The sequence below is a fragment of the Halomonas sp. MES3-P3E genome (assembly GCF_002836035.1).
In the GTDB taxonomy this organism is placed as follows: Bacteria; Pseudomonadota; Gammaproteobacteria; order Pseudomonadales; family Halomonadaceae; genus Vreelandella; species Vreelandella arctica.
In genome coordinates this window covers 1-16,129 of the sequence record NZ_PJBT01000014.1, presented here as the reverse complement: position 1 = coordinate 16,129, position 16,129 = coordinate 1, and the positions used below count along the sequence as shown (strand labels likewise).

Below are 16,129 nucleotides of genomic sequence, written 5' to 3'. Positions count from 1 at the left end.
GTTATAGATATTCATTTTTATGTGTTTACTTTATTCGCAAATAATTCTGTCTGTATTTTTTTAAATACAAATTAAATAATGATTTCCCTACATGATCTAATGTCATACTTTTCGCCTAAAAATTAATTTATATTCTAATGGTTTACAAAAAACTCATAAAGGTGAACAGCTAGCGACCGAAGTTATGTTGTTCGATCAAACTTAACAGTGAAGAATCACACGCTACTATGAATGACAATAAAGTAATGACTAAACGTAGTTTTCGCGGTAAACCCCGTGGCCGTGAACTTGATCCCCGTCTGCTTGAGGGGTTACGTGAGCTGCTGGGCGACGAACGCCAGGACGCCACGCTGCGCCGCCGTGACTTACTGATTGAACACCTGCATGTCATTCAGGACACCCGGGGCCATCTGCCGCTGGCGGAACTGCGTGCCTTGGCGGCTTACATGAACTTGCCCATGGCGACCGTCTACGAGACGACCACTTTCTATGCGCACTTCGACGTCATCCACGACGACCAGCTGCCGCCGCCCGCGGTGACCATCCGCGTTTGTGACTCCCTCACCTGCCAGCTAGCCGGTGCCGGGGCGCTTAAAGCACAGCTGGACGCGAACATGGATACCGAACAGGTACGGGTGCTGCGGGCGCCCTGCATGGGGCGCTGCGATACGGCACCGGTAGCCGAGGTGGGGCATCATCATGTGTTGTTCGCCACCCAGGCGCGGATCGCGTCTGTGATCGAAAAGGGTCACTTTCACCCGGATCCCGTCGACTGGCAGCGATTGGACAACTATCGCCGCGAGGGCGGTATGGCTTTGCTCCAGGCCTGTCACGACGGCAGCGTTACAGTAGAAGCGCTGATGGAAGCCATGCAGCAGGCCAATCTGCGCGGCCTGGGCGGTGCGGGTTTTCCTACCTTCAAGAAGTGGTCTTTCGTACGCCAGGAGGCGGGCCCGCGTTACTGCGCCATCAACGCCGACGAGGGCGAGCCTGGTACCTTTAAGGATCGCTATTACCTGGAGCGCTCGCCGCACCAGTTTCTTGAAGGCGCCTTGGTTAGTGCCTGGGCGGTAGAGGCCGAGGCGCTGTATATCTATCTGCGCGATGAGTACCCGGCCTTGCATGGCGTGGTGCGCCAAGCGATTGGTGAGCTTGAGGCTGCGGGCCTAGTGGCGCCGGGCTATATTGTGCTGCGCCGTGGCGCGGGTGCTTACATCTGCGGCGAAGAGTCGGCGATGATCGAGTCTCTGGAAGGCAAGCCGGGCAAGCCCCGTCACCGCCCGCCATTTGTGGCCCAGAAGGGGCTCTTTGACCAGCCGACGTTGGTCAATAACGTCGAGACCGTCTACTGGATCCCGATGATCTGGCAGCGCGGCGCTGACGCCTTCTCCAGCCAAGGGCGCAACGGCCGCGTGGGGCTGCGCAGCTTCTCGGTGTCGGGCCGGGTCAAGCGTCCTGGTGTGTATTTAGCGCCAGCGGGCATCACCCTCAATGAACTGATTGACGAGTATGGCGGCGGTATGGCTGACGGCCACCGTTTGGCCGCCTACCTGCCCGGCGGCGCCTCGGGCGGTATTTTGCCCGCTGCCAAGGCGGATATTCCCCTCGATTTCGACACCCTCCAGGAGCACGGCTGTTTTATCGGTTCGGCCGCGGTGATCGTGCTTTCTGATCAGGACAATTTGCGCGGGGTCGCGACCAATCTGCTGGCCTTCTTTGCCGATGAATCCTGTGGCCAGTGCACCCCGTGCCGGGTGGGCACGGAAAAAATGCTCACCCTGCTCGAGCGCAATGAATGGGATGCCGGGCTGATGACGCAGCTCTCCCAGGTGATGATCGATGCCTCCATCTGTGGGCTGGGCCAGGCGGCGCCTAACCCGGTGCTGGGGCTGCTCAAGGATTTTCGCGGCGAACTTGCCGCCCAGAACGTTATCGTCAAGGGGTAGGGGAGATGAACATGAGCATGAGCGAACAGACCCTAGGCTCCAGCTTCACGCTGACGCTGGACGGCGTTGAGGTCAGCGCGCACCCCGGTGAAAGTCTCTGGCAGGTGGCCAAGCGCGCTGGTGAGACCATTCCTCACCTGTGTTTCAAGGACACCAGCGGCTACCGCGCCGACGGCAACTGCCGCGCCTGCATGGTGGAAATCGAGGGCGAGCGCACCCTGGCTGCCAGCTGTCTGCGCGAAGCAGTCCCCGGCATGGTGGTTAATAGTGCAAGCTCCGAACGCGCTCACACGGCCCGTAAGATGGTCATGGAGATGCTGCTGGTCGACCAACCCGAGCGGGAGGATAGCCCCGACCGTGCCAGCCATTTCTGGGCCATGGCCGACCAACTAGCTATTGATGCCACGGCGGTGCGCCGCAAGCTACCCCGGCGCGACGAGCGTAAAACACCCACCGTGCATCATGTGGCTTCCCGGGCTGACAGCCTGGCGCGGGACAGCAGCCACTCTGCCATGCGCGTCAATCTTGATGCCTGCATCGAGTGCAACCTGTGCGTGCGCGCCTGTCGCGAGGTGCAGGTCAACGACGTTATCGGCTTGGCACATCGCGGGGCGGCGTCCAAGATCGTGTTTGATTTCGACGACCCCATGGGGGATAGCACCTGCGTGGCCTGTGGCGAGTGCGTTCAAGCTTGCCCCACCGGCGCTCTAATGCCCGCTACACTGGTCGATCAAGCGGGCCGCGGCGATTCTGCCGTGGCCGACCGCCAGGTCGACTCGGTATGCCCCTACTGTGGGGTAGGCTGCCAGCTCACTTACCATATCAAGGACGACGAGATCCTTTATGTGGAAGGCCGCGACGGCCCCTCCAACCAGAACCGGCTGTGTGTCAAAGGTCGCTTTGGCTACGACTATCCGCGCCATCCCTCCCGGCTGACCACCCCGCTGATTCGTCGTGAGGGCGTTGCCAAGGGCATCGATCCGGATTTCGACCCCGCTAAGCCGCTTACGCATTTTCGCGAGGCCAGCTGGGATGAGGCGCTGGGCTTCGCCGCTAAGGGACTTGTTGGTCTCAAGGCGGTTCATGGTTCTGACGCCCTGGCGGGGTTCGGCAGCGCCAAGTGTTCCAATGAAGAAGCGTGGCTGTTCCAGAAGCTGGTGCGCACCGGTTTTGGCTCCAACCATGTGGATCACTGCACGCGTTTGTGCCACGCCAGTTCAGTAGCGGCACTCATGGAGTGCATTGGCTCAGGCTCGGTGACCGCCTCCTTTATGCAGGCCAGCCAAGCCGATGTAGTGATTCTTACCGGCTGCAACCCGGCAGTGAACCATCCAGTGGCGGCCACCTTCTTCAAGCAGGCCGCCAAACGCGGCACCAAGATCGTGATTATCGACCCCCGTGGCCAAGCGTTGGATGCCTACGCCCACTTGAGCGTGCGCTTTTCACCAGGCGCTGATGTAGCCCTGTTTAACGCCATTCTCAATGTGATCATCACTGAAGAACTTTATGACACGGCCTATATCGCCGAGCATACCGAGGGCTTCGAGGCCCTGAAAACGCACACGGTGGACATGACCCCCGAAGCGATGAGCGGCCTGTGCGGCGTCGAGCCCGAGACCATCCGCGAGGTGGCACGGCTCTACGCCAACGCCGAGCGGGCGATGATTTTCTGGGGCATGGGTATTTCCCAGCACACCCACGGAACAGATAATGCCCGCTGCCTGATTTCGCTGGCATTGGCCTGCGGTCAGACTGGACGACCTGGCACCGGCCTGCACCCTTTGCGGGGGCAGAACAACGTTCAAGGGGCGTCTGATGCCGGGCTGATTCCCATGGTGATGCCGGACTACCAGCCGGTCAGCGACGCCCAGGTGCGCGCGGCGTTTGAAGAGCTGTGGAATACCAAGCTGGATTCCACGCCCGGCCTCACCGTGGTGGAAATCATGGATGCCATTACCGCAGGCACTATTCGTGGCATGTACATCCAAGGCGAAAACCCGGCCATGTCCGACCCGGATCTCGCCCATGCGCGGGCTGCCCTGGCCAAGCTGGAACATCTGGTGGTGCAGGATCTGTTTGTCACTGAGACCGCCCAGTTCGCCGATGTCATCCTGCCTGCCTCTGCCTGGCCGGAGAAGGATGGGTCGGTTACCAATACGAATCGTCAGGTACAGCTGGGGCGTGCGGCGGTGCCGCTCCCCGGCCAGGCCAAGCCGGACTGGTGGATCATTCAGGAAATCGCCAAACGCTTCGGCCTGGGCTGGCACTACCAGCACCCGCGGGACGTCTTCGCCGAGATGAAGCAAGGGATGGCCTCCCTCGACAATATCTCCTGGGAGCGTCTGGAGCGCGAGCAGTCAGTGACCTACCCCTGCCCAGCGGAAGACGCACCGGGGCACGACGTGGTCTTCAGCGACGCCTTCCCCACCGCCAGCGGCCGGGCGAAATTCGCGCCCACGCGGCCGCTGCCCCCGGATGAGCCGGTCGACAATGACTACCCAACGGTACTGACCACCGGGCGTCAGCTGGAGCACTGGCACACCGGTTCCATGACCCGTCGTGCCAAAGTGCTTGATGATCTGGAGCCGGAAGCCGTGGCGAGCTTAGCACCTGCTGAGTTTATCCGGCTGGGGATGGCGCCGGGCGATGAGCTAACAATCACCACCCGGCGAGGCTCCATTACCCTCAAGGCGAGAACGGATTCTGGGATGCCCGAAGGTATGGTCTTCGTGCCTTTCTGTTACGGGGAAGCAGCGGCGAATCTCTTGACCAACCCGGCGCTGGACCCGTTCGGCAAGATACCGGAGTTCAAGTATGCCGCTTGCCGGTTGAGCCGCAGCTCTACCCATCTAGAGGCGTCGTTAACTGTCTAAAGCACTTGACCACTACAGCCTGGCCCGCATTAGCGGGTCAGGTTTTTTGATAATTCTGAAAACCTCAGCCCTGAGCTAAATGCAGCGTCGGCGCATCGTGTTCTAAATTCTCAAGCATACGAGCAGCGTACCAGTCGATAAAGTCGATAACACCGAACTCGTAGGTCTCGGAATATGGGCCGGGTTGGTAAGCCTTGGAGTTAATGCCACGCTGGTTCTCCTCGGCGAGTTGGCGGTCCTGGTCGTTGGTCGCATCCCACACGCGGCGCAACTTTTCGGGGTCGTAGTCAACGCCTTCCACGGCGTCCTTGTGAACCAGCCACTTGGTGGTCACCACGGTTTGCTGCGGGCCAAGCGGTAGCACGCGAAAGACCACCGCGTGATCGCCCATGAAATGGTTCCATGAGTTGGGCAGGTGCAGAATGCGCAGGGAGCCCATGTCAGGGTTTGATAAGCGGCCCATCAGCTTCTGACAGCCCGGTTTGCCGTCCATCGTCATCGACACAATGCCATCCAGCAGCGGCGTGCGGGTCAAGCGGTTGCGCCTGCCAAGCCGCGTCAACTGGTGGGGAACCTGCTCCCGATCCCAGTCGGCCTGTTTGCGGGCCACCAACGCTTTGTAGGCGGGCGATGCGCGCGGGTCGTCGGTGTCATCAAACTCCTGCAGCGAGTTCAGCAACTCGGGGTGAGCGCCGTTGCAGTGATAACACTCGCGGTTGTTTTCAATCACCAGCTTCCAGTTGGCTTGCTCGACGATACTGGACTCGACGGCAACCTTGACGTTGTCCATTTGGTACGGCTCAAGGTAATGCTCAAGCGTTTGCAGAAAATCATCAATCGCAGGCGGTTCATCGCTCAGGTTGATAAAGATGAAGCCTCCGGCTGTATGCACGTTGACCGGTTTGAGGCCAAATTGATCGAGATTGAAGTTAGTGCCCATATCGCTACCGGCAAACAACAAGCGGCCATCAAGTTCATAGGTCCACTGGTGATACGGACAGACGAGCTTTGCAACTTTACCCTTATCCTTTACACAAAGGCGCGAACCGCGGTGGCGGCAAACATTGTGAAACGCATGAATAGCGCCTTCACTGCCGCGCACGATGACGATGGGATTATTGCCAATATCCAATGTCATGAAATTACCCTTGGTAGGGATCTCGCATGTCATGCCGGCAAACAGCCACTCCTTTTCGAAGACCTCTTGCACATCAAGAGCGAACAGGCGGGCATCGTTGTAAAACGGCTGTGGAAGCGAAAAGGTACGTCCTCTTTCTTGCAGCATCTGAACCGTTGAGTCACGAGCTGTAGTGAGTGGATCATCCATCCGATTAGAAACATTTTTTTCCATTACCAGTATCCTCGTAAACCTCCGCTCCCCCCTCAAGGGCTGCGAATCGGCCGATAGTCAAGATTGCGTATCTTGTTGTTCTGTTGCGTAACCTGGCGTTTGATTCAAATGTGGCCTGACGTCAGGCTCCGATTGTGTTGCAGGCGCTGGCCTGCCAATTGTCTGCCCGCGACATTAGATGGCGTAGTGGCGACGAAAAAAGAGGTTTCTAAACGATAAAGAGTGGCACGAGGTAAGTGCGAGTCGCTGTCAGGTAAGTCGGTCGGCAGGCGCGTCCCCAAAATGCAGCTCAAAGGTGCTGACCGTATCGCAAATACGGTTCGGCGATGCATGGTGATGAAGGCTGGTCAGGCAGAGGCGACAATGACAACTAATTTTTTCAATCCGGTCACGACCCAAACCTGGACCAACGGCCGCCACCAGGTGCGTTGCGTCAAGGTGATTCAAGAAACCCAGGATGTGCGCACGTTCTGCTTCATGGCCGAGCAGCCCGTGCTGTTCTTCTTCAAGCCCGGTCAGTTCGTGACGCTGGAGCTGGAGATTGATAATCAGCCGATCATGCGCTCCTATACCATTTCCAGCTCTCCCTCCATCCCTTACAGCTTTTCAATCACCGTTAAACAGGTGCCGGGGGGCAAGGTATCCAATTGGCTACACGCCAATCTAAAGGTGGGCGATGAGCTGGCCGTGCACGGGCCGGTCGGTAATTTTAATTCGATTGATTACCCCGCCGAGAAAGTGCTGTTTCTCTCTGGCGGTGTGGGCATTACGCCCTTGATGTCCATGACGCGCTGGCTTTTCGATACCAATGCCGCTGTCGATGTTGAGTTCATACACAGTGCCCGCGCCCCGCGTGATGTGATTTATCACCGTGAGCTGGTGCATATGTTTTCGCGTATCCCTGAATTCAAGCTGCATATCATTTGCGAGAGCAAGGAAGATATTGGTGAGGCTTGGGCTGGCTACCGTGGCTATCTCACTCAGCCGCTGTTCGAACTCATGGTGCCGGACTTTATGGAGCGGGAGATCTTTTGTTGCGGCCCGACCCCCTACATGAACGCCATCAAAAATATTCTGCGTAGCAACAATTTCAACATGGATCATTACCATGAAGAGTCGTTTGGTGCTACGCCGGTTGAAGTGCGTGAAGATGTCCGTGAGCTGGCCGAACAGGCAGAGGTCGACGCCGAAAATGTCGACACCAGCGATTTGCACAGCATCGAATTCGCCTCATCAGGGAAAAGTGTCCGTATCCAGCCGGGTGAGACGGTACATGCGGCGGCGGCCAAGCTGGGTCTGCATATTCCTAAGGCTTGCGGTATGGGTATTTGTGGTACTTGCCGAGTAGAGCTCAAATCAGGTGAGGTGGAAATGGAGCATAACGGCGGTATTACCGAAGAAGATGTTGAAGAGGGCTACATTCTGTCTTGCTGTAGTCGGCCTAAAGGGGATCTGGTGGTGGATTTTTAGCCCCCGGCAAGCACCTTGCTACCCAGGTTTAAGCGCCCTAAACGGTTACTGCCCGTCTAGGGCGCTTTGCTTTTATGGGTAATAAGTCATCGTCCCTTCTACGAAGCATCCTAAATGATGCGGATGTCGCAAATGCATCGCGTGGTGACGTCGGTAAGCATCTTGGGGCCGGACACCAACGATAGTATCGCGGTAACAACGCGTTGATAGGGACTTTGGTTGCAAGCGACCTGGGTTTATCAGCATTAAAGAGTATGTCCAGCACTTAATAAAAAAGTGACTCATCAGGAGGCGGTAATGCTTCAAAATAATTTTTCGCCCAACGCCCGCTTGGCCAATTACGACTCGTTGCTTGCTGAGGCAATTGCTGAAGAAACGGTTCGCCAAGAAGCGCATATTGAATTGATCGCCTCCGAAAATTACACCAGTAAACTTGTGATGGAAGCGCAAGGTACACAGCTGACCAACAAGTATGCAGAAGGTTATCCAGGTCGCCGTTACTACGGCGGGTGTGAGTTCGTTGACAAGGTTGAAGCTCTCGCCATTGAGCGAGCTTGTAATCTGTTTAGCGCCAACTATGCCAATGTGCAGCCACATTCTGGGGCTCAGGCTAATGCCGCCGTTTTCATGGCGCTGGTCTCTCCGGGGGATACCGTGTTGGGGATGAGCTTGGCCCACGGCGGCCACTTAACCCATGGCGCGGCCCCTAACTTCTCGGGTAAGCACTACAACGCCGTACAGTATGGCCTCAAGCCGGAAACCGGCGAGATCGACTATGAAGAAGTTGAGCGCCTGGCGCGTGAACATCAGCCGAAGATGATCATTGCGGGATTCTCTGCTTACTCACGCGTAGTGGACTGGCGGCGTTTTCGCACTATCGCCGATGAAGTGGGCGCTTGGTTGATGGTCGATATGGCGCATGTTGCTGGCTTGGTTGCCGCTGGCCTCTACCCAAGCCCGCTCCCATTTGCGCATGTGGTGACCACGACGACCCACAAAACGCTGCGTGGCCCCCGGGGTGGTTTGATTCTCTCTGCCCATGGCGACGAAGCGCTCTACAAAAAGCTTAATGGGGCCGTGTTCCCAGGCCAGCAGGGCGGCCCGTTGATGCATGTGATCGCCGCCAAGGCGGTAGCTTTTAAGGAGGCCATGAACCAGGAGTTTGTGCGCTACCAACAGCAGGTGATTGATAACGCGCGGGCGATGGCCCATGTGTTCGTTGAGCGCGGCTATGACGTTGTGTCTGGTGGTACCGATGACCACCTCTTTCTTGTCTCCCTTATCCGCCAGGGCATTACCGGTAAGGATGCGGATGCAGCACTAGGCCGTGCGCATATCACAGTCAATAAGAACACGGTGCCCAACGACCCTCAGAGCCCCTTCGTAACGTCCGGCCTGCGTATTGGTACCCCGGCGGTCACCACGCGTGGTTTCGATGCCCAAGAGTGTAGTGAGTTGGCGGGATGGATTTGCGACATTTTGGATGAGCTGGCCGCAGGCAAAGACACCGCTTCCATTGAAGCTAAAGTGCAAGCCAAGGTGGCTGACGTGTGTGTCCGGCATCCTGTTTACGCTGAATCTGCTGCTGAAGCCGTCGAATCCATTGCTTGAGAGGAGACCACTATGCAACGTTATTCCGGCTTCGGCCTGGTCAAGCACGCGCTGAGCCACCATGAGAACTGGGAGCGCCAGTGGCGTAATCCCACGCCCAAGAAACAGTACGATGTAATCATCGTCGGCGGTGGCGGCCACGGCTTGGCCACGGCCTACTACCTGGCGAAAGAGTTCGGCGTCAAAAACGTGGCGGTGATTGAGAAAGGTTGGCTGGGCGGCGGCAACACCGCCCGTAATACCACTATCGTGCGTTCCAACTATTTATGGGACGAATCGGCCGTCCTTTACGAACATGCCATGAAATTGTGGGAAGGGCTCTCGCAGGATCTGAACTATAACGTGATGTTCTCGCAGCGAGGGGTGCTCAATCTCGGGCATACCCTGCAGGACATGCGCGATATCCAACGCCGGGTTAACGCCAACCGCCTGAACGGTATCGATGGCGAGGTGCTGGATGCTAAGGGCGTACAGGCGTTGGTGCCGATCATGGACTGCTCCAAGAATGCTCGCTACCCGGTGATGGGCGCTTCATGGCAACCGCGCGCCGGGGTGGCGCGCCACGACGCCGTGGCCTGGGGCTATGCCCGCGGCGCCGATGCCCATGGCGTGGATATCCTTCAGCAGACCGAAGTCACCGGTTTCAAGATTCGTGACGGTCAGATCTACGGCGTACACACCAACCGTGGCGACATCGAGGCCAAGACCGTGGGCTGCGTGGCCGCCGGTAATTCCAGCGTGCTGGCTAAGATGGGAGGTTTTAACTTACCGCTGGAATCCCATCCATTGCAGGCGCTGGTGTCCGAACCGATCAAACCTATTCTCGATACGGTGGTGATGTCCAACCAGGTGCATGGCTACATCAGCCAGTCCGACAAGGGTGACCTAGTCATCGGTGCGGGCATCGACGGCTATAACGGCTATGGGCAACGTGGCAGTTATCCCACCGTGGAACATACCCTTCAGGCGATCGTCGAGATGTTCCCGATCTTCTCTCGGGTGCGCATGAACCGCCAGTGGGGCGGCATCGTCGATACCTGCCCCGACGCTTGCCCGATCATCTCCAAAACACCGGTGAAAGGGCTGTACTTCAACTGCGGTTGGGGCACCGGCGGCTTCAAGGCGACGCCAGGGTCGGGGCATGTGTTCGCCGCCAGCCTGGCCAAGGGGGAAATGCATCCCATCGCCGAGCCGTTCTCCATGTTCCGCTTCCACAGCGGTGCGCTGATCGACGAGCACGGCGCTGCTGGCGTGGCCCACTAGGGTTCATACGAGAGGAGTATTCGCATGTTCTATATCTACTGCCCCTACTGCGGCGAACACCGTGAGGAAGAGGAGTTTCACCCCAAGGGCCAGGCGCATATCGAGCGCCCCAAGGAACCCGAGGCGTGTAGTGACGAAGAGTGGGGTAACTACCTGTTTTTCCGCGACAACCCCCGTGGCGTACACCATGAAATGTGGGTGCACGCGGTGGGCTGTCGGAAGTTCTTCAACATGACGCGTCACACTGTGAGCTACGAGATTCTCGAGACTTACAAAATGGGCGAGCAGCCGTCGGTTACTGCCGACAGCCAGGCTAAGCCTCGCGAGGCCGCCGCGGTAAGCCAACAAGAAGGAGTGCGGGCATGAGCCAGTCCAAGCAACAAATGTTCCGCCTTAACACGGGCGGGCGCATCGACCGCTCCCGCACGTTGAGCTTTACCTTTAACGGTCAGCGTTACCAAGGACACCCAGGGGATACCCTGGCCTCGGCGCTGCTGGCTAACGGCGTGGATATCGTCAACCGCAGCTTTAAATACTCGCGGCCTCGCGGCATCGTTGCCGCCGGTGCTGAAGAGCCGAATGCCATCGTGCAGTTGGGTAGCAGCGAAGCGGCCCAAGTGCCCAACGTACGCGCCACCCAGCAGGCGTTATTTGACGGCTTGACCGCCTGTAGCACCAATGGCTGGCCGAACGTGCAGCGCGACCTAATGGGCTTGGTTGGCAAGCTGTGCGGGCAATTTATGCCACCGGGGTTCTATTACAAGACCTTTATGGCCCCAGCGTCGATGTGGCTGACCTACGAGAAGTACATTCGTAAAGCCGCTGGTTTAGGGCGCAGCCCCATGGAAGCCGATCCTGACAGCTATGATCACTTCAATCAGCACTGCGATGTGCTGGTCGTCGGCGCAGGTGCGGCGGGTCTGGCGGCGGGTCTGGCGGCGGCGCGCAGCGGTGCTCGGGTCATCGTTGCCGATGAGCAAGAAGAGATGGGCGGCTCGCTGTTGGATAGCCGCGAAACCCTGGATGGTAAGCCAGCGGATCAGTGGGTTGCTCAAGTGCTTGAAGAATTGTCCGGATGTGCGAACGTCACGCTGCTGCCGCGCACTACGGTCAACGGTTATCACGATCACAATTTTGTGACTTTGCATGAGCGGCGTACCGAGCACCTTGGCGAAACGGCCCCTGTCATCAATGGTTACCGTCAAGTGCGTGCCCGCCTACACCGGGTGCGCGCTGGTCAGGTGATTTTAGCTACGGGCGCTCATGAGCGGCCGCTGGTTTATGCGGGTAACGACGTGCCGGGCAATCTGTTGGCTGGCGCTGTGTCGACCTATATACGCCGCTACGGTGTGGCGCCGGGCCGCAAGCTGGTACTCTCCACCAGCAACGACTACGGCTACCGCGCTGCCCTGGACTGGAAAGAGGCTGGCTGTGAGGTCGTCGCTATCGTGGACGCCCGCGAGGCGCCGGTGGGCGATTGGGTCGATACCGCTCGCGCCCAGGGCATCAAGATTATTACGGGCAGCGCCGTTATCGAGGCGAAGGGCAGCAATAGGGTTACTGCAGCGCGGGTCGCCAAGATTGATATTGACGCTTTCAAAGTGACCGGCCCGGTTCAGGAGTTGGCCTGCGACACCATCGCCAGCTCCGGCGGCTACAGCCCGGTGATTCACTTGGCATCCCACACTGGCGCGCGGCCTACCTGGCGCGACGATATTCTCGGCTTCGTGCCGGGGCTGGTGAAGGGCGTTCAGGCGTGTGGCGGTGCCAACGGCTGCTATGCGCTGGGAGACGTGCTGGCGGAAGGTGTCGAGGCGGGCATCAAGGCAGCGGCCGCCATGGGCCATGCCGTTCAGACGGTCACTCTGCCGAGCGCTGAACGTCTGCAGCAAGGGCCTGCGGTGGCGCTCTTCCAGGTGCCTCACGAGAAGCCCACGCTGCGCGGCCCCAAGCAGTTCGTCGACCTACAGAACGACGTCACCGCGGCGGGCATCGAGCTGGCGACCCGGGAGGGCTTCGAGTCCATCGAGCACATCAAGCGCTATACCGCGATGGGCTTCGGTACGGATCAGGGCAAGCTGGGCAACATCAACGGCATGGCGATTGCCGCCCGTTGCTTGAATCGCTCCATTCCCGAGGTGGGCACCACGGTGTTCCGTCCCAACTATACCCCGGTGACCTTCGGCGCCATCGTCGGTCGCCACTGCCGTGATTTGTTCGATCCCGAACGCTACACCGCGCTTCACCAGTGGCACGTGGAGCGTGGCGCCGAGTTCGAGGACGTCGGCCAGTGGAAGCGCCCCTGGTACTACCCACAGAAGGTGAATGGCAAGACTGAGACGATGCACGAGGCAGTGGCTCGTGAGTGTCTGGCCGTGCGCGAGAAGGTCGGTATCCTCGATGCCTCGACGCTTGGCAAGATCGATATTCAAGGGCCAGATGCGCGTGAGTTCCTGGCGCGGATTTACACCAACAAGTGGGAGAAGCTGGCAGTCGGCAAGTGCCGCTACGGCCTGATGTGCAAAGACGATGGCATGGTCACCGATGACGGCGTGACCAGCTGTCTGGCTGAAAATCACTTTTTGATGACCACCACCACCGGTGGCGCGGCGGCCATCCTCGAGTGGCTGGAGTTGTGGCATCAGACCGAATGGCCGGAACTGGATGTCTACTTCTCTTCAGTGACTGACCACTGGGCCACCATGACGATCACCGGCCCGGAAGCGCGCAAGCTGCTCGCTGAGATCAGTGATCTCGATCTTGACCGCGATAGCTTTAAGTTTATGGATTGGCGATCCGGGAAAGTGGCGGGGGTGCCTGCACGGGTCTTTCGCATCTCCTTTACCGGCGAGCTGACCTTCGAGATCAACGTTCAGGCAAACTACGCCATGCATGTGTGGCAGACCCTGTTCAAGCATGGCGAGAAGTACGGCTTGACGCCCTATGGCACCGAAACCATGCACGTTCTGCGCGCTGAAAAGGGCTTCATCATCGTGGGTCAGGAAACCGACGGCTCCGTGACGCCGGAAGACCTGGGCATGCAGTGGTGCGTAGGCTACGACAAGCCCTACTCATGGATTGGCAAGCGGGCCCTGACGCGCAGTGACACCAAACGCGAAAACCGCAAGCAGTTGGTGGGGCTCCGGCCCAAGGATCCGAAGGTGATCCTCGAAGAGGGCGCTCAGATCGTGCTTGATCCCAAGCATGCGATTCCTATGCCGATGGTGGGGCATGTTACCTCCAGCTACTACAGCCCGATTCTGGATTCAGGGTTTGCGCTAGCGGTGGTTAAGGGTGGCCATCAGAAGTTGGGTGAAACGGTTTACCTGCCCATGGCGGATGGGCAAACCCATGAGGCTGAAATCGTCAGCACCATTTTCTACGACCCCAAGGGAGAGCGCCAGCATGTCTAACGCGGCCACTTTCGACACCCGTACTGATACCGCTATCCCGGTAGAATCCCCGTTAGCCTATAGCTATCGTCGCAGCGGTGCGCCCCAGGCCGGCGGCCCAAGCCGGCTTCAGCTACGCGAGCGGGCAATGCTTGGGCATTTGATCCTACGGGGTGGTGCCATCGTGCTCGACGAGGCGGTGCGCGACGTGCTGGGAATCAGCTTGCCTGGGCAACCCCAGACGTTGGTACAAGATGCCAGCGGTGAACGTTCTATCCAGTGGCTCTCCCCGGACGAGTGGCTGGTCATCGTGCCAGGTGGCGAAGAGTTTCCACTGGAGACCAAGCTGCGCGAGCAATTGGGCAGTGCCCACTTCGCGATTAGCGACGTCAGCGGCGGCCAGACGCTATTAGAGCTTTCCGGCGAAGCAGCCCGAGAGCTATTGATGAAAACGGTGATCTACGATGTTCACCCCAGCAATTTCCCGGTGGGGAAAGGTGTCACTACCGTCTTCGCTAAGGCGACCACTATTCTTCGTCGTCCCAGTGACGAGCGTTGGGAGTTAGTGGTGCGGCGCAGCTTTGCCGACTACTGCTACCGCTGGTTGCTGGATGCCGGGGCAGAATTCGGCATTAACGTACAACAATAAGCGGGCAGGCCGGAGCGCTGTTCCGGCCGCTATGATCTTCCGCAACGGTCTGCCGCTAACTGAGAAGCATGCACTATGAGCCGAATGAGCGATACCTGGATACTTGCCGCCCAATGCCCTAGTCGCTTGGGAACGGTGGACGTCGTCACCCGCTTTCTAAAAGAGCAGCAGTGCTATATCACTGAACTCAACTCTTTCGATGATCGGCTCGGCGGGCGCTTTTTCATTCGCGCCGAGTTTCGCCCAGAGCAAGATGAGTTTCATGAAGAGCGCTTTCACACCGATTTTTCAGCGCGGGCAAGCGAATTCGATATGCAGTTCGAATTGACGGCCCCTGGCAAACGCACCGGCACTGTGATTATGGTCTCCAAGGCCGATCACTGCTTGAATGATCTGCTCTACCGTTATCGGACAGGGCAGCTTCCTCTGGATATCAAAGCGGTGATTTCCAATCATCCTGATCTGGAGCCATTGGCAGCATGGCACGATTTGCCCTACCACTACCTGCCGATCAGCCCCGAGACGAAATTGCAGCAGGAATCGCGAGTACGCGACATCATTGCGGAAACCGATGCGGAACTGGTAGTGCTGGCAAGATACATGCAGGTGCTTTCGCCCTCCATGTGTGAACTGTTAGCAGGGCGGGCGATTAATATTCATCACTCTTTGCTACCTGGTTTTAAAGGCGCTAAGCCTTATCACCAAGCGTATGAGAAAGGGGTTAAGCTGGTCGGCGCAACGGCGCATTATATTAATAATGACCTTGATGAAGGGCCGATTATTGCCCAAGGTGTCGAGCCTGTGGATCACACCCATTATCCTGAGGATCTGGTTGCCAAGGGGCGTGATATCGAGTGCTTAACGTTGGCCAGGGCGATTAGCTATCACTTAGAACGCCGTGTGTTTTTCTATTCAGGGCGCACGGTGGTTTTTGGTAATTAATGCTTTTCATAATACGTATTTAATTAACGCTGATGTTTAAAGTGCGTTTTTATAATGGGGTTGCTATCGCTAGGAACAGGCTTATTTTAGCGTGCTAAGAAACCCTTTATTTGACGTGCTTAATAGTCCGTTTGTTTTAATAGCGCTGTTTTTTTAACAGTGCTGTTTGATAAGTATAAAAACTATCAAGAAAGATGATGAAAAGTATTTATCGCCACATTAATGATTCTGTAAATCTCAGGCGTCGCCTGATTTCTCCTATTTAAATCTCAAAAGGTGAGCCAATGCCTATCAGTGTCTTTGTAGTGGCATAGTGAATTTGGCCACCTAATTAGAGGTGCTAATATGCACCAAGACATCACTAGGTGGCAGCATGGCAACAAGACCAAAACGTAACTTTAGCCCTGAATTCCGGCTCGAAGCAGCACAGCTAGTCGTTGATCAAAACTATACAGTTAGAGAAGCGGCTGAAGCCATGAATGTGGGGTATTCGAGCATGGATAAATGGGTTCGTCAGTTACGCCAAGAGCGTGATGGCCAAAGCCCTAAAGCTACGCCCATGACACCCGATCAGCTCAGGATTCGCGAGCTTGAAAAGCGCATCCGTGACATTGAGATGGAAAAAGGCATCT

The 16,129-nt window shown here is 57.5% G+C and carries 11 protein-coding genes; 10 read left to right on the top strand and 1 reads right to left on the bottom strand.

Translation table 11 applies throughout. From position 1 onward, the window contains the following. Positions 1-245 precede the first annotated feature (245 nt). A complete protein-coding gene (locus CXF87_RS03935; protein ID WP_232774607.1) occupies positions 246-1,946 on the top strand; it encodes an NADH-ubiquinone oxidoreductase-F iron-sulfur binding region domain-containing protein in 1,701 nt (566 codons plus the stop codon). Positions 1,947-1,957: 11 nt separating this feature from the next. Continuing rightward, a complete protein-coding gene (gene fdhF, locus CXF87_RS03930) occupies positions 1,958-4,819 on the top strand; it encodes a formate dehydrogenase subunit alpha (protein WP_232774606.1) in 2,862 nt (953 codons plus the stop codon). 64 nt (positions 4,820-4,883) lie between these two features. On the opposite strand, the gene CXF87_RS03925 is transcribed toward fdhF, so the two are convergent. Beyond that, positions 4,884-6,170, bottom strand: coding sequence for an aromatic ring-hydroxylating oxygenase subunit alpha (locus tag CXF87_RS03925; RefSeq protein ID WP_101145560.1), 1,287 nt, complete (start codon positions 6,168-6,170; stop codon positions 4,884-4,886). Between the two features lie 363 nt (positions 6,171-6,533). Between CXF87_RS03925 and CXF87_RS03920 the strand changes: the two genes are divergently transcribed. From CXF87_RS03920 to CXF87_RS03885, 8 genes are all read left to right on the top strand, one after another. Continuing rightward, a complete protein-coding gene (locus tag CXF87_RS03920; protein WP_101145616.1) occupies positions 6,534-7,640 on the top strand; it encodes a hybrid-cluster NAD(P)-dependent oxidoreductase in 1,107 nt (368 codons plus the stop codon). 297 nt (positions 7,641-7,937) lie between these two features. Further along, entirely contained in the window at positions 7,938-9,251 is a 1,314-nt protein-coding gene (glyA, locus tag CXF87_RS03915) for a serine hydroxymethyltransferase (RefSeq protein WP_101145559.1), read from the top strand. A gap of 12 nt (positions 9,252-9,263) precedes the next feature. Continuing rightward, entirely contained in the window at positions 9,264-10,514 is a 1,251-nt protein-coding gene (locus CXF87_RS03910) for a sarcosine oxidase subunit beta family protein (protein WP_101145558.1), read from the top strand. 24 nt (positions 10,515-10,538) lie between these two features. After that, positions 10,539-10,880, top strand: coding sequence for a sarcosine oxidase subunit delta (locus tag CXF87_RS03905; RefSeq protein ID WP_101145557.1), 342 nt, complete (start codon positions 10,539-10,541; stop codon positions 10,878-10,880). Continuing rightward, entirely contained in the window at positions 10,877-13,927 is a 3,051-nt protein-coding gene (locus CXF87_RS03900) for a sarcosine oxidase subunit alpha family protein (protein WP_101145556.1), read from the top strand. The genes CXF87_RS03905 and CXF87_RS03900 overlap by 4 nt, the downstream gene beginning before the upstream one ends. Beyond that, positions 13,920-14,555: a sarcosine oxidase subunit gamma gene (locus tag CXF87_RS03895; RefSeq protein WP_101145555.1), complete on the top strand. Its 636-nt coding sequence runs from the start codon at positions 13,920-13,922 to the stop codon at positions 14,553-14,555. The genes CXF87_RS03900 and CXF87_RS03895 overlap by 8 nt, the downstream gene beginning before the upstream one ends. Before the next feature lie 75 nt (positions 14,556-14,630). Then, positions 14,631-15,497 carry a formyltetrahydrofolate deformylase gene (gene purU, locus CXF87_RS03890; protein WP_101145554.1) on the top strand — a complete coding sequence of 289 codons (867 nt, stop codon included), beginning with the start codon at positions 14,631-14,633 and terminating at the stop codon, positions 15,495-15,497. 373 nt (positions 15,498-15,870) lie between these two features. Then, positions 15,871-16,129, top strand: a 259-nt coding sequence (locus CXF87_RS03885; RefSeq protein WP_157826467.1) for a transposase, incomplete at its 3' end; no start/stop codon positions are given.

What these genes read in the sequence shown, in the direction of transcription:
- CXF87_RS03935 (WP_232774607.1), top strand. Translation starts at nt 246, where the DNA reads ATGACTAAACGTAGTTTTCGCGGTAAACCCCGTGGCCGTGAACTTGAT.
- fdhF (WP_232774606.1), top strand. Translation starts at nt 1,958, where the DNA reads ATGAGCATGAGCGAACAGACCCTAGGCTCCAGCTTCACGCTGACGCTG.
- CXF87_RS03925 (WP_101145560.1), bottom strand. Translation starts at nt 6,170, where the DNA reads ATGGAAAAAAATGTTTCTAATCGGATGGATGATCCACTCACTACAGCT.
- CXF87_RS03920 (WP_101145616.1), top strand. Translation starts at nt 6,534, where the DNA reads ATGACAACTAATTTTTTCAATCCGGTCACGACCCAAACCTGGACCAAC.
- glyA (WP_101145559.1), top strand. Translation starts at nt 7,938, where the DNA reads ATGCTTCAAAATAATTTTTCGCCCAACGCCCGCTTGGCCAATTACGAC.
- CXF87_RS03910 (WP_101145558.1), top strand. Translation starts at nt 9,264, where the DNA reads ATGCAACGTTATTCCGGCTTCGGCCTGGTCAAGCACGCGCTGAGCCAC.
- CXF87_RS03905 (WP_101145557.1), top strand. Translation starts at nt 10,539, where the DNA reads ATGTTCTATATCTACTGCCCCTACTGCGGCGAACACCGTGAGGAAGAG.
- CXF87_RS03900 (WP_101145556.1), top strand. Translation starts at nt 10,877, where the DNA reads ATGAGCCAGTCCAAGCAACAAATGTTCCGCCTTAACACGGGCGGGCGC.
- CXF87_RS03895 (WP_101145555.1), top strand. Translation starts at nt 13,920, where the DNA reads ATGTCTAACGCGGCCACTTTCGACACCCGTACTGATACCGCTATCCCG.
- purU (WP_101145554.1), top strand. Translation starts at nt 14,631, where the DNA reads ATGAGCCGAATGAGCGATACCTGGATACTTGCCGCCCAATGCCCTAGT.